The organism is Salinivibrio sp. ML323 (genome assembly GCF_001995745.1).
Lineage (GTDB): Bacteria > Pseudomonadota > Gammaproteobacteria > Enterobacterales > Vibrionaceae > Salinivibrio > Salinivibrio kushneri.
Window position 1 is genome coordinate 21735 of the sequence record NZ_MUES01000017.1, and the last position, 20702, is coordinate 42436.

Below are 20702 nucleotides of genomic sequence, written 5' to 3' on the forward strand. Positions count from 1 at the left end.
TGAAATCTAGATTCTCACCCATAGACGCTGCGGCGTTACACACTCAACCAATAACCAATCAGCAGGGTGAAGACAAAACACGCGCCCGAATAAAAACCTAATTCAATCTTACGCGCCGTCATGTCCTCTGCCTCTTCTGGCTTTAAGGTGATCCCCCAATACGCAAAGCCAATGGACGATGACAGCAATAGCACACCGAGACCGAACGCCAACCCTTCAACCGCATGGATCAATGTCATTTTTCCTCTCACTTTCGTCACTGACTTGTAGCACGTTGATTATACGCCCTGAGAGCCACTACGAAAACCATCAGCGAAGGGTTCATTGTCTCGCCACGAGAGCCTCTACTTTAGTCGCGAGGACCGTTCCCATGGTTAGCGCCATAGTTCACTGATGGGCGTGTCCGGTGAAAAGTCATGAGCAATTTGCGCTTGCAGCAATTCAGCGGTGGCCATCGCATCCGTCAGCGCATGGTGGCTTTGGTAAAAGGGCAAGTGATAACGATGACGACTGTCGGCTAAACGAATCGACTCAGGCGGGCGGCGTGCAATCCAATCCATGAAACTGCGTTTACCACTTCGGTGTTTGCGCGCTTCTAACTCCATGGTATCGACCATTGGGAAAATAATCCCCTCCCCCAAACGCTGTTTGAACGCGCGGTCGAGAAACTCCCGCTCAATACGGCGGTAGTGAACGACGACGACGGAGCCGGCCAACGCACTCAGTAAGGGCTCAATCACATGCGAAAAGTCAGGGGCATTGACGATATCCGAGTGGGTGATGCCATGAATCACAATCGACGACTCTGCCAACGGCCGATTAGGGTTAACAATCCAATGTTGCGCATGCTGACAACGAATACGATTCAGGGTAAAGGGCACCAAGCCAATACTAACAATCGCATCTTGTTGGCTATCAAGTCCTGTGGTTTCAAAGTCTAACGCCACAAAAGACACCTGAGAGACAGGGGTATCAGGCGATACCCAGCCTTGCTGATAAAACGCTTGCAAGGTCTCGTGCTGAACCGTCTCCCGTTTGGTTTCTAACATGGCACGCCAGTCAACGTGGTCGGCATCCTCTTTTTTTCTCAAATCGAAATGAAGCATACCCTCCCCTTAAGACCGATTCGGCTGATAACGGAATTTCAAGAATTTCTGTGCGTTGCTTAAGATCTGAAACGCATCTTTTAAGTTTCGACGTTCAAAATCAGACAGGTTCTCTGGCTCAATATTGTTATCCGGCTCACGCCCAGCCTCAATATCCAGTGCTTGATGACGAATGCGCACCATAGAAATAAACTCCATGGCATCACGTAAGTCTGGCCCGCGACCTTTCGGCAAGATCCCAGACTCGATAATATCGTCCAAGCGCTCAAAAGAGTTTTGCGAGCGTGAGTCGATCGCCAATGAATGCACCCGAATCAGATCGGCCAAAGGTGCGGTGCCACGACGTTTTAAGTTAATGGAATTGTTATGACGCCCGTCTTGCTCCATCACAAAGTCTTTGAAAAAGCCCAGTGGCGGTGTGCGATTGAGCGCATTGCGTGCCATCGCCGCCAAGAAGCGGTTGTTGCGACGAGCCCGACGACCAATAAAAGCTTTGAGTTGCTCTGCCCAGTTAGTACGGCCATGGACGCCATCAAGGTCAAAAAAGATATTGCTGTCAAGCAGCGAGCGCGGGCTGGGGTTATCAATCCAATCAGCAAAGCATTGCTCCCACTCTTTGAGCGTTTTTCGCCATTCAGGGTTGGTCGCCATAATATTGCCAGTGCAATAGGTATACCCGCAGGCATTAAGGCCATCAGAGACACGTTTAGACAAGGCTTCAAAATAGGCATTGTGCTCACTGTGCTCATAACTATCGTCCAAAATAATGGCGTTATCTTGGTCGGTAACAATCAGTTGTTCGTCGCGCGCCATCGAACCCATGGCTAAAAAGCAATACGGTACGGGTGGCTCACCGAGCTCTTCCTCGGCAAGCTCAAGCAAACGTTGCTTGAAACTACGGCCAATCACCGACAGCGCAGAGCCTATCATGTGTGAATTCGCGTCTTCGTTGACCATACGGACAAAGCAATCTTTCACCTGTTGAGACAGGATCACCAAATCATCCACAGATTGCTGGCGGAAAATACTCGCCACCAAAAACAAGCTGTTTTGCGACTCATAGCGCGCAATATCAGACAGGGCAACCACGCCAATCGGCTTACCGTGTTGGAGCACGGGCACATGATGAAGGTTTGAGCGCAAGATGGTCAGCATTGCCTCAAAGATATACGCATTGTGGTCAAGCGTGATCAGCTGTGGTGACATAATTTCTTGCACTGGCGTCTCATAAGGCAAGCCTTCCGCTAACACCCGATTACGTAGGTCACGGTCAGTAATGATCCCTAATACAGGCTTGAACCCCGTGTCAGGGTCAGGCTCATCGCCCATCACCAGAATAGAGGAAACTGTCTCTTGGGACATCACCTGAGCGGCATGCTGAACCGAGTCGGTACTTGAAATCATTACCGGATCGCGAATAATCAGTTTTTTGACCTTGGAGGTGGTCAAGTCGTTGGCTTCATTATGACTCGATACCGCTTGGCGTAACCGAGTTCGGTCTTCTACCTCAACAAAGTCAGCGAAATGCTCAAAGTCGTCAAACAAACGGTTAAACATCGCTTCAGGGATGAAATAGATCAGCGTATCTTCGATCGCTTTGGCAGGCATCCGGACGCGGTTATTCATCAAAAGGCCCATTTGACCAAAGATATCGCCTTCTGAAATACGGTTGTATAAGGTGCCATTACGGCGAAATAGCTCAACGGCACCGCTACGCAAAATGGCCAAATCGTGAATTTCATCACCGTAAGCAAAAATATCGGTACCTGCGCGGTAATAACTGATTTCAATGCTGGTTGCCACCTCAGCCACCACCTCTTCCGGCATCGCGTCAAACGGCGCGTACTGCGCAAGAAATGTCGCGATTTCAATCTGTTCAGCTTCCATAATGCTCACCTAAACCTGCATTTTATTGAAGGACGCCCAGATCGGGACGTCCGTTCTTTCGCGAGCGGCACAGCTCAAGCGCTCGCCGGATAATAAAAAAGGCAGCCCCGACGGCCTGCCTTTCCTATCTTAGCTAACAATCAAACAGTTAGCACACCTCTTTATTTTGCGCGTGGCTCCGAAGCCAAGCCTTTAAACAAAGAGACAGTCGCAACCAGCAGCACCACCGCGAATGGGAAGCCTGTTGAGACGGCCATCGCTTGCAACGCTACCAAGCCGCCGCCAAGGATCAGCGCCACCGCAACCAAGCCCTCGAATGATGCCCAGAATACCCGTTGTGAGACGGGTACATCCATTTTTCCGCCCGCCGAAATCGTATCAAGCACCAAAGAGCCTGAGTCGGATGACGTGACGAAGAAGACAATGACCAGAATAATACCAATGAACGAGGTAATCGTCGCGAGCGGCAGGCCTTCAAGCATTGCAAACAGCGTTAAAGAAAGCTCGGCATCGACAACGGCGGTGTATCCTTCGTTAACAAACTGGTCAATTGCCGTCCCCCCAAATGACGTCATCCAAAGTACACTGGCCGCGGATGGGATCAACAACACACAGGTAATGAATTCACGCACGGTTCGGCCACGCGACACCCGYGCGATAAACATCCCGACAAATGGTGACCAAGAGATCCACCATGCCCAATAGAAGGATGTCCAACCTTGAGTAAAGTTGGCATCTTCACGGCCAAATGGCATCGCCAATGCTGGCAAGTTTTCTAAATAGGCACCAAGATTGCCAAAGAAGCCGGTCAGAATCGCGAGCGTTGGGCCAACCGCAATCACAAACAGCAGCAATAAGAACGCCAGGATAAGGTTAAGCTCGGATAGGCGCTTTACCCCTTTGTCGACGCCGGCGACCACTGAGAAAATCGCCATTGCGGTGATCAACACGACCAAGATGACTTCAGTCGTTGCCCCTAACGGCGTATCAAACAAATAATGCAATCCACCCGAAGCCTGTGACGCGCCGATACCTAAAGAGGTCGCGAGGCCAAACAAGGTCGCAACAATCGCGAGCACATCAATCACATGCCCCGTCCAACCCCAAACGCGTTCACCGAACAAGGGATAGAATACCGAGCGGATAGTCAGCGGCAACCCTTTGTTATACGCAAACAGGGCAAGGCCAAGCGCCAGCACCGCGTAGATCGCCCAAGGATGCAGTCCCCAGTGAAAAATAGTCGCTGACATCCCTAAGCGACGAGCCGCGTCTGTATCCCCCGCGGCACCGCCTAACGGTGCCCAGTCAGTCCGGATACCATGGGCATTTGTCGACGTGCCATCGAGCGCGGTTTGAAAATGTGTCAGCGGCTCTGACACACCATAGAACATGAGACCAATGCCCATACCCGCGGCGAACAGCATCGCGAACCAGCCACCATAGCCAAAATCCGGCTTGGCTTCTGTGCCACCCAGCCTCACTTTACCTAACGGCGAGACAATCAATATTAAGCAAGCAATGACGAAAACATTACCTGTCGAGAGGAAAAACCAATCGAGATTTGCCGTTAACCAAGCACGTAAATCACCAAAAATCGGCCCCATTTTGTCTTGAAAGGCCAAGGTCACAAAGACAAAGGCCATGATCGCCAGCCCTGAGACCATAAATACACGGTTATGAATATCAAAACCAAACGGGCCCACTTTTAGAGCGACGTTATCCTGACCCACTTGGTAGTCAGTATCGATCGGATTCACCTGACCGTCTGGCGTCATCATATCTTCATGGCTTTTATCGCTCACACGTAAACTCCTTACTCCGTCTACTCGGCAACCTGCCATTGTTGCTGAACGCTGTCTGGGTGACACTCGATATCGAGGTAAACGTCAGCCCACAAAAAGACACAATGACAGAAAAGTCAGCAAGAATATCACACAAGCTAAATAGGTGAATAAAGGCTTGGCGAGCTTGGTCAAGGATTAACCACATCACGACTCTTCATACCAGGGGAATAGACATTAGCGGCAGAAAAGGTCTGAWAAGAAAGAGAGGAATAAAAAAGAGGCAGCGCGTAGTGCGCTGCCTCTTTCGTCATCGACGAGATTACCGATGTTTTGCTAATTAAGCACGCGGCTCTGAGGCCAAACCTTTAAACAGAGACACGGTAGCAATCAGCAACACAATGGTGAATGGGAAGCCTGTCGAGACCGCCATCGCTTGCAGGGCAACCAAGCCCCCACCAAGGATCAGCGCAACGGCGACTAAGCCCTCGAAAGATGCCCAGAACACACGCTGTGGTACAGGCACGTTCACTTTACCACCGGCAGAAATGGTGTCGATAACCAATGACCCTGAGTCAGACGAGGTGATAAAGAACACCATGACCAGGACAATACCGATAAACGACGTGATCGCTGCCAGTGGCAGATCATCTAGCATCGCAAACAGTTTCAGTGACAGCTCTGCATCTACAACGGCTGTGTAGCCTTCATTGACGAACTGACCAATTGCGGTGCCGCCAAAGGCCGTCATCCACAACACACATGCAGCTGATGGGATAATCAACACACAAGTGATGAATTCACGCACGGTACGGCCACGCGATACGCGCGCAATAAACATACCGACGAATGGGGACCAAGAAATCCACCACGCCCAATAGAAGGATGTCCAGCCTTGGGTAAAGTTGGCATCTTCACGGCCAAATGGCATTGACAGCGCAGGCAAGTTTTGCAGATACGCGCCCAAGTTACCAAAGAAGCCTGTCAGGATAGCGATGGTTGGACCTACGGCAATCACGAAGATCAGCAGCAATAGCGCAAGCATCATGTTGATTTCAGACAGGCGCTTGACCCCTTTATCAACACCAGCAACAACCGAAAGAATCGCTGCCCCTGTGATACCCATTACCAATAACACTTCTGTGGTATCACCTAGCGGTGTATCAAACAGATAGTGAAGACCCGCTGATGCCTGTGAGGCCCCTAAGCCGAGCGATGTCGCAAGACCAAACAAGGTCGCGATGATTGCCAAAATGTCAATCACGTGGCCCGTCCAGCCCCAAACACGTTCACCGAACAGTGGGTAGAACACAGAACGCATGGTCAAAGGCAAGCCTTTGTTATACGCAAACAGTGCCAGGCCTAACGCCAATACCGCGTAAATCGCCCATGGGTGCAAGCCCCAGTGGAAAATAGTCGCAGACATACCTAAGCGGCGCGCCGCCTCTGTATCGCCGGCAGCAGCCCCTAAAGGCGCCCAGTCAGTGCGAAGGCCTTCAGCCCCCACGGATGTCCCACCTAGCGCCGTTTGGAAATGCGTCAATGGCTCTGATACCCCGTAGAACATCAGACCAATACCCATACCAGCAGCGAAAAGCATCGCAAACCAGCCGCCGTAGCCGTAGTCAGGCTTCGCTTCGGTACCACCGAGCCTCACTTTACCCAGTGGAGACGCAATCAGAACTAGACAGGCAATGACAAAAATGTTTCCTGCTGAAAGGAAGAACCAGTCTAGGTTTGAGGTTAGCCATCCACGGAGGTCCCCAAAAACAGGACCAATTTGGTTTTGAAAGGCCAGGGTGACAAAAATGAAGGCCAAAATAGCCAGCCCTGAGACCATAAATACTCGGTTGTGAATATCAAAACCAAACGGGCCGAGTTTCAGTGCCACGTTATCCTGACCGACCTGATAGTCAGTATCGATCGGGTTAACCTTCCCGTCTGGTGTCATCATATCTTCATGGCTTTTATCGCTCACGAGTTAACTCCTTAGTCCGTTTATTCGGAAGCCTGTGAGTGTTGGTGGTGCGCCCATTATTTATTGCCGTTCAAGCCATCTTTATCAGCAATAAAAGACCAGCTGTCACCACACAATCCGCTACATTACCACATCTGAGAAAAAATTTAATTAGGCCCCTAACCAAATGCTTACTTTCTGACCACCCACCTAATTCTAACTTCCCTCCATGTCCCGATTTTACTGGCCTTCCCAGTTATTTGAACTCTTTATTTCAGAACAATAAACAATTTAGTTAATAGGCTTGAGAATCCCTAAGACCCTTTTAAAATCATAGTGGTATTTTCCACCATTGCGAAGTAAATATGCGAAGCAAATATCGCGAGCATGACAGTCTTCACGCTTGGTCATCGCGCTTTCTCATATCAAATCCCCCTTCATTGCAACAAAATGCAAACACAACTCAAACAAAGTGACTCTTGTCACATCTATAAAACCACGTACAATACCGCCGCAATCGTTTTCCATCCTAAGTTTAACGTTTGCGGAGCAACATCATGCAGTTTGGCATTGGCCTTTTGGGGATTAGCGTCCTCTTTCTTGTCGCGATGGTTTTTTCTGAAAATCGCGCCGCGATTAACTGGCGCACCGTTGGCGGTGCATTCCTAATACAAATCGTCTTTGCTGGCTTTATCATCTCGGTTCCCCTAGGCCAGCGTATTTTAGCCAATGCATCTGAAACCGTCTCTGCGATCATCAGCTTTGGTGACATTGGTGCCGAATTCCTCTTTGGCGATCTCGCGACATTCAAACTCGGTTTTATATTTGCCTTTAATGTATTACCCACCATCGTTTTTTTCTCTGCCCTGATCGCCGTGCTGTACCACATTGGTGTCATGACATGGATCATTCGCCTGATTGGTGGATTACTACGACGTGTACTCGGCACATCGCGTACAGAATCTATGTCTGCTACCGCCAATATTTTTGTTGGCTCTGTTGAAGCGCCGCTGGTCGTTCGTCCTTTTCTTGCAGCCATGACACGCTCAGAGCTGTTTGCTGTCATGGTGGGCGGGCTCGCCTCAGTGGCTGGCGGCACTATGGTCGGCTATGCCGGGCTCGGTGTGGAAATGAAGTATCTCATTGCAGCGGCGTTTATGTCGGCACCGGCAGGACTCATGATGGCTAAAATCATGGTGCCACAAACCGAAACGCCGATGAGTCAAGCGCAACATCAATCAGTAGAAGACGCACAGGATAAGCCAGTCAACCTGATTGATGCCGGCACGCAAGGCGCATTAAGTGGCTTACAAATCGCCATGGCGGTGGGTGCCAGCTTATTGGCCGTGATCAGCATGATTGCGCTTATCAATGGTGGCTTAGGTAAGCTTGGTCCGATGGTACACGTGCCTCAGCTAAGCCTTGAGTGGTTATTTGGCTACCTGTTCGCGCCCGTCGCTTGGTTAATTGGTATCCCTTGGCAAGAAGCCATGACCGCAGGCACCTTGATTGGTAAAAAAATCGCCGTGAACGAGTTTGTTGCGTTTGCTGATTTTATGAACCTAAAAGGCCAGTTATCCGCCCACAGTCAAGCTATCGTGACATTTGCACTGTGTGGTTTTGCCAACTTGACCTCCATTGCCATGTTGATGGGCGGCCTAGGCGGTATCGTACCCGAACGCCGTGGCGACATTGCTAAACTCGGTATGCGAGCCATTCTCGCGGCGACGCTAGCCAACCTGATGAGTGCGACGCTCGCTGGCCTCTATCTTTCCCTGTAACGGCACAGCGTATTCGCTCGCGACCTGGCACACTGTTTCTCACCATGGACGGTGAGTAAAAAATAGACTCGAAAACCGCACTGGCACTCTGTTACACTTAGTTAACTTTACGTAAAGAGATGTAATGACATGCGATACCCATGGGTTTTATTCGATGCCGACGAGACCTTGTTTCACTTTGATGCCTTCTCTGGCCTACAACGTCTATTCTCACATTATGATGTCGATTTTGATCATCAGGCGTTTGCCGAGTACTCCGCACGCAATAAGCCACTGTGGGTACAGTATCAAAATGGCGAAATTGACGCCCAGACTCTACAGACAGAACGCTTTACTTGCTGGGGAAAGCGCTTAAACGTCGCCCCTTCCACCTTAAACCAAGGCTTTTTAGATGCCATGGCAGACATCTGTGAACCATTACCAGGGGCACGGGAACTGATCGACGCTATTTCCCCACATGCCCATATTGGCATCATCACTAACGGATTTACGGCTTTGCAAGATATTCGTTTAGAAAAAACAGGGTTGAAGGATGCGATTTCTACGTTGGTTATTTCCGAACAGGTCGGTATCGCTAAGCCTGATCCACGTATTTTTGAACATGCGTTTGAAAAAATGGGCCGCCCGCCGAAAGAAAAAATATTGATGGTGGGTGATAACCCACATTCCGACGTCCTTGGCGGGATGCAAGCGGGCATTGATACATGCTGGCTAAACGCTGATAACACGCCCGTCCCTGAAGATATTGCGCCGACACACCAAGTTAGCTCCTTGCATCAATTAAAGAACTGGCTACTGCCGACCTAAACATGGATCCAAAAAAAAGAGAGCAATCATGCTCTCTTTTATCAGCGCCGCCATTGTCCATAGCGGCCTAAACGCCATCGCGCGTCTCTTAGCTGTGGTCGCCTTTGATGAATGCAGCTTGCTCTGCGCGCTCACCTTGGTCGGTGCTGGCGACAAAGTTGATTGAGCGGCTGTTTTGGTTTTGGGCATGGATAAATACACGACCAGACTCATCCGTTACCTTCGCATCCAGACCCGATTCGCTGGCGACTTTAGCGCCTTTTACCGCTTGACCTTGTTCAGTGACCGTTACCCAAGCGCCCCCTTCTGCAGGGTCTACATTGAGGTTCAGACCACCCGCCATCACAGACGTTGAAGCGAACGCTAGGGCAAAGATTGCAGCCAATTTTTTCATGGTTTGTTTCCTCTTTCGTAATGGGTTGACGGCTATTAAACGCAAATTATGCCGGCGATTTGTCACCTCAATGTCTCCATTTCCAAAACCTGGTTTCAGAGAGTCATTAAGGTGCTAGCACGGTTCAATATCGCCGTTGCGTTATTGCCTTGGAACGAGAGTGAGATTACGCCTGAAATACCGTGACGACAATCACAATAATATGAATAACTCATTCGAAAAATTTCACAAGACGGCGGCAGTTATTCGGCGTAGAAAAGGGAAGATGGGGAATATTTTTCTGTCCAGTGATCGACTTCATTCCCATCCTCGTTTTCACCCTTGCAACAAAGTGATCCTTCCCAAGTCGTCACCAAGAGTTGCAATAAGGCAACTTATTGGGTGGGGAAACGAACGCAAAAGGGAGAACAATGATGTTAACACGCACGATCTCGACATTAGCTATCACTGCGACATTGCTGGTTGGAATGGGAAGCGCCGTTGCTGCCCACCATAAAGGCGAGCATGACATTGTTGATACGGCGATGAAAAATGACGACTTTTCAACCTTGGTGGCAGCCGTAAAGGCAGCGGATCTGGTTGATACTTTGAAAGGAGAAGGCCCATTTACCGTCTTTGCCCCCACTAACGCAGCCTTTAACAAGTTACCTGACGGCACGGTAGAATCGTTACTCAAGCCGGAAAACAAAGGCAAGCTCACCGATATCCTGACCTACCATGTCGTTCCAGGAAAAGTAACGGCTGAGCAAGTAATGGGAATGTCTTCCGCGACCACAGTGCAAGGCAGCGACGTGATGATTAAAACATCATACGGGGATGTAAAAGTCGATAACGCCACCGTCATCAAGCCCGATATCATGACCACTAACGGCGTTATCCATGTGATTGATACCGTAATAATGCCCTAGCACCTTATTCGTCTCGCGTTCAAAGGGCGCTTGTGAAGCAATATGGGCGAGACAGCAAGGATAGATAAGGACGTAAAAAAACAGCCTATTCCGCGAGTAGGCTGTTTTATTCATCCGTCTAGTGACGACGCATGCAGCGGATTTTACGCCGCTTTATCCGTGCACTTTTGTTGAAACTTACCCAACAGCGCGTGGTAGAAGTCATGGTCAGATAAGGTGCCAACCAGTTTTCCTTCTTCGATGAGTAACACCGGTTTAACAGTGTGGTAGCGAATTTCAATCGCATCACGCATTTCAATGTCAGGCGAGGCAACCACTATGGTGTCGTCTCCAACTTGTGACAGATCTTGAACGTCTTTTTGCCATTCAACGACACGCAAGGGTTGTGAGCCAGCCGCAGCTGACAAGCGACCACCCTGCTCTGCGGTAACCCAAATATCACGCTGCTCACACACTTTCCAACGGTTGTCGACATGTGGTAGGTCGTCAACAGACTTCATCATCGACCGCCCTTTCAACACATTTAGTGGATTGGTATGAGCCACAAAGTCACGCACGTAATCGGTCTCGGGACGCAGCACAATGTCTTCAGGCTTACCATGTTGAATAAGCTGGCCCGATTCCATAATGGCAATGTTGTTACCAATTTTTAGTGCCTCGTCCAAGTCATGGCTCACAAACAAAATCGTTTTATTGAGCTTTTTCTGCAGCTCTAGCAACTCGTCTTGCAGCTGCGCACGGATCAGTGGATCCAATGCCGAGAAAGGTTCATCCATCAGCAGAATATCACTGTCCATCGCGAACGCACGAGCCAAGCCAACGCGCTGCTGCATACCACCCGACAGCTCATGCGGGTATTGATAAGCCCAATCGTCCAACCCGACCATTTCTAGTTTTTCCAGCGCTTGTCTACGACGCTCTTTCTTGCTGATACCTTTCATTTCCAGGCCAAAGGCGACGTTATCAACCACTGTCAGCCAAGGCATAAGCGCAAACTTTTGGAACACCATAGACGCACGGTTAGTGCGAAGGTGGCGAAGGGTTTGCGAATCAACCGTTGCCATGTCGACCATTCTGTTGTCATCACGGAGTTCAAGGCTACCGCGGCTGATGGGATTCAATCCATTCACCGCGCGCAGTAGACTCGATTTACCTGAGCCCGATAGGCCCATCAAGACGCAGATTTCACCTTCTTTCACATTGAGTGAAACATTGTCCACGCCCACGACTTGACCGGTTTTCTCGATGATCTCTGAGCGGCTTAATCCGTTATCAAGCAGGTCCAGTGCTGGCTTAATATTGTCGCCAAACACCACGTCTAAATTTTTAATTGCGATTGCGTCCATGGTTTCCCCCTTATTCGTTGCCTTGATTTGGTGCTTTACACAGGCGGTCAAGAATGATGGCTACCAATACAATCGCCAGACCCGCTTCAAAACCTTGAGAAATGTTGACAGTGTTCAGTGCACGAACCACTGGCTTGCCGAGGCCGTCAGCCCCCACTAGTGCGGCGATAACTACCATCGACAGTGACAACATAATGCACTGAGTCACGCCCGTCATAATGCTAGGCAGTGCCGCAGGCAACTCTACTTTAAACAGTAGTTTCATACGGTTAGCACCAAAGGCGCGTCCCGCCTCTACCAACTCTTCCGGTACGCGGGTGATGCCAAGATACGTCAAACGAATCGGCGCCGCGATGGCAAAAATGATGGTAGAAATAAGACCTGGGACAATGCCCAAACCGAACAGCACCAAAGTTGGGATCAAATACACAAATGGTGGCACCGTCTGCATCAAGTCCAATAAGGGCCGCATAATGGTGTACACCAAGGGCCGATGCGCGGCCATTATCCCAAGCGGTATGCCAATTAATACGGAAATCGTTGTCGCGGCAAATACCAGAACAAAGGTTTCCAGCATCTCTTGCCAGTAGCCCAGGTTGAGGATCAACAAGAGCGCACTCACAACAAAGATCACGATGGAAATTCGACGCTGCAGGTACCATGCTAAGGCGGCTGTCATGAGGATCGGCCCTGCCGCTGGCATCCATTTAAAAATGTCGACTAATAGTGTGATGGTCGTATCTAAGCCAATTGAGATCGCATCAAAAAAGCCGGCGGCGTTCATGGTTAGCCAGTCAACGCCATTTTCCATCCATTGACCGAGTGGGATCTTGTTATCTGTAATAATATTCACAATAAAACCTTAGGGGCGGCGTTAACACCGCCCTCTCCTTCTACACTTTTTTATTTACGCTTCAGTCTTGTTTAGATATTCAGTGACTGCTTCAACCGCGTTCTCACCATCAACGGTAGTCACGCCATTCAGCCACTTGTTCAACACACTTGGGTTGTTACGCAACCATTCGCGTGCTGCAGCCTGAGGCTTTTCACCGTCATTGAGGATTTTGCCCATCATTTCGTTTTCCATCTTGAGGCTGAACTCAAGTTGTTCGAGCATTTGACCGACGTTGGAGCACTGCTCTACATAGCCGCTACGTACGTTGGTATGCACCGTGGCACCGCCATAGTTCGGACCAAAGTACTCGTCCGCACCCGATAGGTATTTCATATCAAAGTTGCTGTTCATTGGGTGCGGGGCCCAGCCTAGGAAGGCAACCCACTTGTCACGACGCACGGCACGAGACACCTGAGACACCATGCCCGCTTCACTGGATTCGATGAGACGGAAATCACCCAGATTGAAATCATCGGTATCGATCATTTTTTGAATCTGGCGGTTACCATCGTTACCTGGTTCAATGCCATAAATGCGTGAGTCGAACTTGTCAGCGTATTTCGCGATATCTGCGACGCTAGTAACACCTGCATCGTAAACATACTTAGGCACGGCGAGCGTATATTTGGCACCTTTTAAGTTGGCGCGAACGCTGTCGATCGAGCCATCGTCAAGATACTTTTTGATATCGCCTGTTTGCGTAGGCATCCAGTTACCGAGGAATACGTCGATGTCGCCCGACGCAAGTGATGAGAAGGTTACCGGCAAAGACAATAGATCGGTTTGTGTCTCGTAACCCATGCCTTTCAGCACTTCAGTAGTGATGGCAGTCGTTGAGGTCACGTCTGTCCAACCGATATCCGAAAAACGGACTGTCTCACACTGATTAGCCGCGGCGCTAAAGGCGACCATTGAGCTCAAACCCACTGCGGTCATCAGAGTTTTGCTGGTTTTACGTTTATTCATTGACATCTTAGTTTCCTTGTAATGCTTACTGATTAGTTTCTAGTGTGTGCTCACCGACGGTGGCATCATCACTCTGCGCGTTTTGATTGCGTTGCTTGTGCTGCCACTCAGCCGCAATCCATACTGGCACCTGCTCGGCAGGCAAGAGTGGCTTTTCAAGGATCATGTCAGCGGCGCGCTCCGCTACCATGATGGTTGGGGCATTCAGGTTGCCGTTAGGGATGGTTGGGAAGACAGACGAGTCCACCACACGCAGCCCTTGAATTCCGCGTACACGGCACTGCTCATCAAGCACGGCAAGTGCGTCATCATCGGCGCCCATCTTGCAAGTACACGAGGGGTGATACGCGCTTTCCACGTTATCTTTCACCCAACGGTCAATCGCTTCATCAGACTGAACATCATTGCCTGGCTGAATTTCATCGCCGCGGAATGCATCCATCGCGTTTTGCGCCATGATTTCACGGGTCAAACGAATGGTGTCACGCCAGTCTTGGCGATCTTGGTCGGTGGTAATGTAGTTAAATAAGATTGACGGCTTATCGTGCGGATCAGCGGATTTGATCCTTACATGGCCGCGGCTCTCTGGTTTGTTCGGGCCGACGTGCACCTGGAAACCATGGCCAGCAAACGCGGCTTTGCCGTCATAACGCATTGCAGCTGGCAAGAAGTGATACTGGACGTTCGGCCACTTCAACCCTTCGCGAGAACGAATAAAGGCACATGACTCAAAGTGGTTGGTCGCCCCCAAGCCTTTACGCGTCAAAATCCACTCGGTACCAATCTTGCCTTTGCTGATAAGACCTAACTTGCTGTTAAGCGTAATAGGCTGCTGACAGTGGAACTGAAAGTAGACTTCGAGGTGATCTTGCAGGTTTTCGCCTACACCCGGCAGCTCATACTTGACGTCTACGCCGGCTTTCTCGAGCACATCTCGCGAACCAATCCCTGATAGCTGTAGTAGCTGTGGGGAGCCCACTGAACCCGCACTGGAAATGACTTCTTTGTCGGCCATCACATGCTCGATGTTGCCGCCTTTTTCAAATTCCACGCCCACCGCGCGCTTGCCTTCCAACAGGATGCGGCGTGTGACCACGCCTTTTTTCAAGGTCAGGTTGCTACGCTTCAGTGCGCGGCGCAGATAAGCGTTTGACGTAGACGCACGCACGCCTTTATCGACGGTCATGTGCATAGGGCCAAAGCCCTCTTGCTGATAACCGTTATAATCTTTGGTTTCTGGGTAGCCCGCTTCGACACCCGCATCAATAAACGCTTGATACAGCGGGTTTAATTTCATGTCGTTACCGTTACATGTGCCCACCGGGCCATGACCGCCACGATAGGTATCGGCTCCGCCAGACCAGGTTTCCGCGCGCTTAAAGTACGGCAAACAACTTGCGTAATCCCACCCATTAGCACCGTGCTCAACCCACTCTTCAAAGTCACATGCGTGACCACGGACATACACCATGCCATTAATCGATGAGCTTCCACCCAGCACCTTGCCACGCGGGCAATGTAGTTGGCGGCCATCAAGGCCTGGCTCAGGCAAGGATTCAAACTGCCAAGCATAGCGCTTGGTATTCATCGGAATCGATAGCGCCGTTGGCATCTGAATAAAAATGCTCTTATCGGTACCGCCGGCTTCCAGCAATAACACTTGATGTTGGCCTGACTCGGTCAGCCGATCAGCCAATGCACAGCCGGCCGAACCCGCGCCGACGATAATATAATCGTAGCGTTGTGACATATTGGTCGCTCCGTTAGAAATTAGGCGTAAGGGCTGGCGAAGTCGCCAAGCTCGATTAACACACTCTTGGTTTGGGTATAATGCGTGAGGGTTTCGACACCGTTTTCACGCCCTACCCCTGAGTGCTTATAACCACCGACAGGCATCTCGGCGGGTGAGTCGCCCCAAGTATTGACCCAACAAATACCCGCTTCGAGTTGATGAATAATGCGATGCGCACGCGATAGGTTTTGGGTGAAGACACCAGCCGCCAGGCCGTAGTGCGTGTTGTTAGCACGGGCTACTACTTCTTCCTCGTCAGAGAAACGCAGCACCGACATCACAGGACCAAAGATCTCGTCACGAACATGCGCCATGCTGTCGTCACAGTCAGTGAAAATGGTGGGGGCCACAAAGTTACCTTTATCGAGGCCGTTCTCAGTGACGCGGTAACCACCGGTCAGCAAGGTCGCGCCGCTTTGTTTCGCGGTCTCAATCGCCGTCATCACTTTATTAAGGTGTTCGGTCGAGATCAGCGCACCGACCTGGGTGTTCATATCGGTTGGGTCACCGATAACGAGCTTTTCTGTACGCGCTTTCAGTTGCTCAACAAAGGCGTCGTAAATGCTGTCGTGAACAAATACACGGGTGCCGTGTGTACACACTTCGCCTTGGGTATAGAAGTTCGCGACCATGGCTGCGGATACCGCGTTATCCAGATCGGCATCATCAAACACGATACATGGCGATTTACCGCCTAGCTCCATAGTGACTGATTTCAGGGTCTTCGCGGCATCGCCCATCACGGTTTTGCCCGTGCCCACTTCACCGGTGAAAGAGACTTTGGCAATCTCAGGATGTGCCGTCAGCATTTGACCCACACGATAATCACCTTGCACCACATTAAATACGCCGGCAGGCATACCCGCTTCGGCAAAGATCTCTGCCAGTTTCAGTGCGGTCAGCGGCGTTTCTTCAGACGGTTTGAAAACCATGGCATTACCGGCGGCCAAGGCAGGTGCTGACTTCCACATGGCAATTTGAATCGGATAGTTCCATGCACCAATGCCTGCACATACGCCAAGTGGCTCACGACGGGTGTAGAAAAATTGGTTGTCAGAAAGCGGCTGCTGCTCACCCTGCATTGATGGTACCAAGTTAGCGAAATATTCAATCGCATCCGCACCCGTCACCACGTCAACTTCTACCGCTTCTTGTATCGGTTTGCCGGTATCCAGTACTTCCAGTTTGGCTAGCTCATCATTACGCTCACGTAACAACGCAACCGCTTTAAGCAAAATACGGCTACGCTCCATAGCTGTCATGCGTGACCAGACCGCAAAACCTTGCTTAGCCGCATCAACCGCCGCTTGCACATCATCTGCCGAGGCTTGATCGATTTGCGCCAGTGTCTCGCCCGTTGCTGGGTTTACCGTTGCAAACTGTTCGCCGCTTGTTGCGGAAGTAAGCTGACCATTAATAAAAAGCGTTTTCGCATTCATGATTAATCCTGAATTCTTTTCTGTTCGAGTGTGCATGTAAGGTGCTACCTAGGCTTAGCCCTGAGGACGACCATAAAAGGTCAGTTGCTTATCCAAGTAGTCATTGATGATGGTTCGCGCGTTGTTGGCATCAATACCTTTAGGGTTCAATGCACCACGCAACCAAATACCATCAATCAATGCTGCAATCCCCTGAGCCACCATCGCCGCCTGCTCTTCTGGCAATAGTGCGCGAAGTTCAATGCGCAAATGCGACAGCAAGCGCTTCTCGTTCACACGTTGTAAACGGTGTAACTCATTGTCATGCATGGCATAAGACCAGAACGCCAACCAGGTTTTAACCACATCAGATTTGGCCTGAAAACCTTCAAAGTTGGCATTGATAATCGCGTTAATACGCGCCTGGTGGTGATGACGCGGAATTTCTCTCAATGCGTCGATCACAGTCGCTGAAAGCTCACGCAATACCACGCGCATCGTCTCTTCCAGCAAGCCATGCTTACCACCGAAATAGTGGTTGATAATGCCTGTCGATACGCCGGCTTCCTTACTAATCAGAGAAATACTTGCCGCATGCAGCCCCACTCGACCAATCACCGTCATGGTGGCTTTAACAAGCTGCGGTTTTCTTACTTCCGGCATCCCTACCTTAGGCATTTCGTCTCCCATTCGTTTTTAATTGAACGATTAGTTAAAGATAATCTTACACGCTAATCTTTAGATCTCAAACATTATTTTTAACCAATTTGCTACACTCACCCTCACCCAAAAACAGCAAGATAAAGACAAAACAATGATTTAGGTCAATTTTGTCCTGACTGATTACACACCTAATACTTTGTGCTGATAGCACTATTTGTGAGCAATTTGCGCAAAAATTCGCCTTCGCCGACAGTAAGTGTTGGCTTTAATAAGGGGTATAAAGAAGAAAAGTAACTCATTACCTCGACCACAGCCGGTCATTGATCAAGCCACATCGCGAACAATGTTCGCTTAAAAACGTACATTTGCGCCAAATGGCTGCAAATTAGCGACATTAGACAAAAAAAGACAATGGCCATAGTCGATGACCAAAAGAAGAAGCCCAAACCAAACGCACCACAAACAAACGAGATGTAATGGTTAACTCGGTAAATGTTTAGGGTGACAATGTTTGTAGCCGCACAGAGTGATGGATAAAACGATAACGGGCAATCTTAGCACCGCTTAATAAAGCGCATTTTAGACTTGCAATCAGGAAGGAATAAAAAAGCGCTCAGGCCTGTCAAAAAGCCTGAGCGCCTCGTTTGCTATTTAGGGTCGGTTACTCGTAGTTTAGCTCAGTCGCTTTCCCAGAGAAGACACGATACACAAACAGGGTATATAAAAAGATCATCGGCAAGACAAACATGGCACCATAGCCCACAATCAACAAGGTCCCCGGCGCGCTGGCCGCTTCTTTCGCTGTCATTACCCCGGGAATGATATCGGGGAAAAAGCTATACGCGAGACCAAAGAAACTCAATGCGAATAGGAAAATCGCACCAATGAACGGGAACTGGTATCCCACATCGTTTTCGACCGGTACGTGGCGTAGGTAGCGATCAACAAGCAGCATGATGGCAAGACAAACCAATGGAACGGGCGCGAGTAATAAAATTTCCGGGAAGCCAAACCAACGCTCCGCCACTGTCTCACTGACTAAAGGGTTAACGACACTGATGGCTAACACCCCCAATGCCGCCAGCCAGCCGCCACGACGTGACCATTTCGCCGCCCGTTTTTGTAAATCGCCCTCGGTTTTCATTACCAGCCAGGTACCGCCAATATAGATGTACGCCGCGGTCACACAAAGGCCGCTTAATAGCGCAAACAAATATGATCCTGTGCTCTCATCAAAGGCCAACACATAACGACCAATCATGTAGCCTTGCGTCATCGACGCAATAAAGGAGCCCGCTTTAAAGCAGCGGTCCCAGAGGTCTTTACGCTCTGGCCTCACCTTGGCACGAAAATCAAATGAGACACCACGCAAGATAAGCCCCGCCAACATCACGGAAGTAGGCAAATATAACTCGGTCAAAATCATGCTATGTGCCGCGGGGAAGGCAATCAACAGCAAGCCTACCGCCAACACCAGCCAGGTTTCGTTGGCATCCCAAAAAGGGCCAATCGACGCAATCATACGGTCACGCTGTGCCTGATTGCAGCGCGGTAACAGCATACCGACGCCGAGGTCATAGCCGTCAAGCACGGCATACATAAAGACCGAAAAACCAAATAGCAATAGATAAATTTCAGGTAAATACGGCGTTATACTCATGCGGATACCTCTTTCTCAGGCTGAGCGTGATTGTCTGATTGGTATTCAGGCAGGCGTTTTTTCGCCAAAAAGAACAAGGTGCGGATATACGCCACCATTAGCACCGCGTAGAGCGTCAGGTAAATGGTTAAGCTAATACCCACATTCGAGCTGGCGACTGGCGTGACGGCATCGGCGGTTTTAAGCACACCCTGTACCAACCAAGGCTGACGACCAATCTCCGTCACATACCAGCCAGAAAGCGTAGCGACCCAGCCTGAGAAGGTCATCGCCACCAAGCCGATTAAGTGCCATTTGGGCATGGGCTGGTTACGCCACACGCGATACGCGGTGAACCAGCTAACCGCCAACATCAGCACACCGACGCCGACCATGACTCGGAAACCAAAGAACAACGGCTTCACCGGCGGATGATAGTCAAAGCTTTCCAACCCTTTAATCTCGCCGTCGAGTTGGTGGGTCAAAATCAAGCTCGCTAGATTCGGGATCCCAACTTCAAAGTCGTTGGAACGGGTTTCTTCATTGGGTACCGCAAACAGCAGCAAAGGCGCACCTTGCTCGGTTTCCCAGACCCCTTCCATGGCCGCAATTTTCTGTGGCTGATGCTCAAGGGTATTGAGGCCGTGCATATCACCGACAAAAATTTGCAACGGAATAAGGATGGCGGCAGCCGTGATCCCCACTTTTAATGGTTTATCTGCCACACCTGATTTAGGCGACTTCAACTTCTGGTAGGCGGAAATACCGGCGATCAAGAAAGAAGCCGTCAGGCCAGACGCCAGCAACATATGGCTTAAACGATACGGCATCGACGGATTAAAAATCACCTCGAACCAACTGGTTGGATGCACCACACCATCGATAATTTCAAAACCGGTTGGCGTATGCATCCAGCTGTTCAGCACCAAAATCCAGAACGCAGAAATAGTGGTACCAATCGCCACCAGCAGCGTCGCTAATGTGTGCACCCAGTTCGGGACACGATTTTTACCAAACAGCATAATGCCAAGGAAGGTCGCCTCCATAAAAAAGGCGGTCATCACCTCATAGCCCAACAGTGGACCGGCAATATTACCGACCTTTTCCATAAAGCCAGGCCAATTGGTGCCGAACTGGAAACTCATGGTGATCCCAGACACCACCCCTAGCGCAAACGTGAGCGCGAACACTTTTACCCAGAAGTAGTAGGTATCCAACCAGATTTGCTCACCGGTACGGTTGTGCCGGAACTTGAAAAACACCAGCATCCACCCAAGCGCGATTGTGATGGTGGGAAACAGGATGTGAAAGCTGATGTTGGCCGCAAATTGGATCCGCGACAACATTAATGTATCTAACATG

Annotated in this window: 17 protein-coding genes; 3 read left to right on the forward strand and 14 right to left on the reverse strand. The window is 50.1% G+C overall.

The genetic code is table 11. From position 1 onward, the window contains the following. Positions 1-35: 35 nt before the first annotated feature. The 5 genes from BZG13_RS10555 to BZG13_RS10575 form a co-directional block, all read right to left on the reverse strand. Positions 36-239, reverse strand: coding sequence for a hypothetical protein (locus BZG13_RS10555; RefSeq protein WP_077486594.1), 204 nt, complete (start codon positions 237-239; stop codon positions 36-38). Between the two features lie 135 nt (positions 240-374). Beyond that, positions 375-1106: a 3'-5' exonuclease gene (locus BZG13_RS10560; RefSeq protein ID WP_077486595.1), complete on the reverse strand. Its 732-nt coding sequence runs from the start codon at positions 1104-1106 to the stop codon at positions 375-377. A gap of 9 nt (positions 1107-1115) precedes the next feature. Beyond that, positions 1116-2993, reverse strand: a complete 1878-nt coding sequence (locus BZG13_RS10565; RefSeq protein ID WP_069361379.1) for a DUF294 nucleotidyltransferase-like domain-containing protein — start codon at positions 2991-2993, stop codon at positions 1116-1118. A 161-nt stretch (positions 2994-3154) separates the two neighbouring features. After that, a complete protein-coding gene (locus BZG13_RS10570; protein ID WP_235614232.1) occupies positions 3155-4771 on the reverse strand; it encodes a BCCT family transporter in 1617 nt (538 codons plus the stop codon). Positions 4772-5114: 343 nt separating this feature from the next. Beyond that, a complete protein-coding gene (locus tag BZG13_RS10575; protein WP_198935519.1) occupies positions 5115-6728 on the reverse strand; it encodes a BCCT family transporter in 1614 nt (537 codons plus the stop codon). Positions 6729-7288: 560 nt separating this feature from the next. Between BZG13_RS10575 and BZG13_RS10580 the strand changes: the two genes are divergently transcribed. Together BZG13_RS10580 and yjjG are read left to right on the forward strand one after the other, a co-directional pair. After that, positions 7289-8512: a NupC/NupG family nucleoside CNT transporter gene (locus BZG13_RS10580; RefSeq protein WP_069361376.1), complete on the forward strand. Its 1224-nt coding sequence runs from the start codon at positions 7289-7291 to the stop codon at positions 8510-8512. Between the two features lie 129 nt (positions 8513-8641). Next, the gene (gene yjjG / locus BZG13_RS10585; protein ID WP_077486598.1) at positions 8642-9319 is read left to right on the forward strand and encodes a pyrimidine 5'-nucleotidase; all 678 of its coding nucleotides are present in this window, start codon (positions 8642-8644) and stop codon (positions 9317-9319) included. Between the two features lie 88 nt (positions 9320-9407). Here yjjG and BZG13_RS10590 read toward each other — a convergent pair whose 3' ends face one another. Continuing rightward, positions 9408-9713, reverse strand: coding sequence for a hypothetical protein (locus BZG13_RS10590; RefSeq protein WP_069361374.1), 306 nt, complete (start codon positions 9711-9713; stop codon positions 9408-9410). 413 nt (positions 9714-10126) lie between these two features. Here BZG13_RS10590 and BZG13_RS10595 point away from each other — a divergent pair, with 413 nt between their 5' ends. Further along, positions 10127-10621 carry a fasciclin domain-containing protein gene (locus BZG13_RS10595; protein ID WP_069361373.1) on the forward strand — a complete coding sequence of 165 codons (495 nt, stop codon included), beginning with the start codon at positions 10127-10129 and terminating at the stop codon, positions 10619-10621. Positions 10622-10764: 143 nt separating this feature from the next. On the opposite strand, the gene choV is transcribed toward BZG13_RS10595, so the two are convergent. From choV to BZG13_RS10635, 8 genes are all read right to left on the reverse strand, one after another. After that, a complete protein-coding gene (gene choV, locus BZG13_RS10600) occupies positions 10765-11967 on the reverse strand; it encodes a choline ABC transporter ATP-binding protein (RefSeq protein ID WP_077486599.1) in 1203 nt (400 codons plus the stop codon). A 10-nt stretch (positions 11968-11977) separates the two neighbouring features. Next, complete coding sequence (gene choW / locus BZG13_RS10605) at positions 11978-12820, reverse strand: choline ABC transporter permease subunit (protein ID WP_069361371.1); 843 nt, start codon at positions 12818-12820, stop codon at positions 11978-11980. 54 nt (positions 12821-12874) lie between these two features. Then, positions 12875-13834 carry a choline ABC transporter substrate-binding protein gene (locus BZG13_RS10610; RefSeq protein ID WP_077486600.1) on the reverse strand — a complete coding sequence of 320 codons (960 nt, stop codon included), beginning with the start codon at positions 13832-13834 and terminating at the stop codon, positions 12875-12877. Between the two features lie 19 nt (positions 13835-13853). Next, on the reverse strand, positions 13854-15578 hold the full coding sequence (gene betA / locus BZG13_RS10615; RefSeq protein WP_077486601.1) for a choline dehydrogenase: 1725 nt from the start codon (positions 15576-15578) through the stop codon (positions 13854-13856). 20 nt (positions 15579-15598) lie between these two features. Next, entirely contained in the window at positions 15599-17059 is a 1461-nt protein-coding gene (gene betB, locus BZG13_RS10620) for a betaine-aldehyde dehydrogenase (RefSeq protein WP_069361368.1), read from the reverse strand. A 54-nt stretch (positions 17060-17113) separates the two neighbouring features. Continuing rightward, a complete protein-coding gene (gene betI / locus BZG13_RS10625; protein WP_069361367.1) occupies positions 17114-17716 on the reverse strand; it encodes a transcriptional regulator BetI in 603 nt (200 codons plus the stop codon). A 646-nt stretch (positions 17717-18362) separates the two neighbouring features. After that, on the reverse strand, positions 18363-19361 hold the full coding sequence (gene cydB, locus BZG13_RS10630; RefSeq protein ID WP_069361366.1) for a cytochrome d ubiquinol oxidase subunit II: 999 nt from the start codon (positions 19359-19361) through the stop codon (positions 18363-18365). Then, positions 19358-20701, reverse strand: coding sequence for a cytochrome ubiquinol oxidase subunit I (locus BZG13_RS10635; RefSeq protein ID WP_077456641.1), 1344 nt, complete (start codon positions 20699-20701; stop codon positions 19358-19360). Before BZG13_RS10635 ends, cydB begins: the two co-directional genes overlap by 4 nt. Position 20702 lies beyond the last annotated feature (1 nt).

What these genes read in the sequence shown, in the direction of transcription:
- BZG13_RS10555 (WP_077486594.1), bottom strand. Translation starts at nt 239, where the DNA reads ATGACATTGATCCATGCGGTTGAAGGGTTGGCGTTCGGTCTCGGTGTG.
- BZG13_RS10560 (WP_077486595.1), bottom strand. Translation starts at nt 1,106, where the DNA reads ATGCTTCATTTCGATTTGAGAAAAAAAGAGGATGCCGACCACGTTGAC.
- BZG13_RS10565 (WP_069361379.1), bottom strand. Translation starts at nt 2,993, where the DNA reads ATGGAAGCTGAACAGATTGAAATCGCGACATTTCTTGCGCAGTACGCG.
- BZG13_RS10575 (WP_198935519.1), bottom strand. Translation starts at nt 6,728, where the DNA reads ATGATGACACCAGACGGGAAGGTTAACCCGATCGATACTGACTATCAG.
- BZG13_RS10580 (WP_069361376.1), top strand. Translation starts at nt 7,289, where the DNA reads ATGCAGTTTGGCATTGGCCTTTTGGGGATTAGCGTCCTCTTTCTTGTC.
- yjjG (WP_077486598.1), top strand. Translation starts at nt 8,642, where the DNA reads ATGCGATACCCATGGGTTTTATTCGATGCCGACGAGACCTTGTTTCAC.
- BZG13_RS10590 (WP_069361374.1), bottom strand. Translation starts at nt 9,713, where the DNA reads ATGAAAAAATTGGCTGCAATCTTTGCCCTAGCGTTCGCTTCAACGTCT.
- BZG13_RS10595 (WP_069361373.1), top strand. Translation starts at nt 10,127, where the DNA reads ATGTTAACACGCACGATCTCGACATTAGCTATCACTGCGACATTGCTG.
- choV (WP_077486599.1), bottom strand. Translation starts at nt 11,967, where the DNA reads ATGGACGCAATCGCAATTAAAAATTTAGACGTGGTGTTTGGCGACAAT.
- BZG13_RS10610 (WP_077486600.1), bottom strand. Translation starts at nt 13,834, where the DNA reads ATGTCAATGAATAAACGTAAAACCAGCAAAACTCTGATGACCGCAGTG.
- betA (WP_077486601.1), bottom strand. Translation starts at nt 15,578, where the DNA reads ATGTCACAACGCTACGATTATATTATCGTCGGCGCGGGTTCGGCCGGC.
- betB (WP_069361368.1), bottom strand. Translation starts at nt 17,059, where the DNA reads ATGAATGCGAAAACGCTTTTTATTAATGGTCAGCTTACTTCCGCAACA.
- betI (WP_069361367.1), bottom strand. Translation starts at nt 17,716, where the DNA reads ATGCCTAAGGTAGGGATGCCGGAAGTAAGAAAACCGCAGCTTGTTAAA.
- cydB (WP_069361366.1), bottom strand. Translation starts at nt 19,361, where the DNA reads ATGAGTATAACGCCGTATTTACCTGAAATTTATCTATTGCTATTTGGT.
- BZG13_RS10635 (WP_077456641.1), bottom strand. Translation starts at nt 20,701, where the DNA reads ATGTTAGATACATTAATGTTGTCGCGGATCCAATTTGCGGCCAACATC.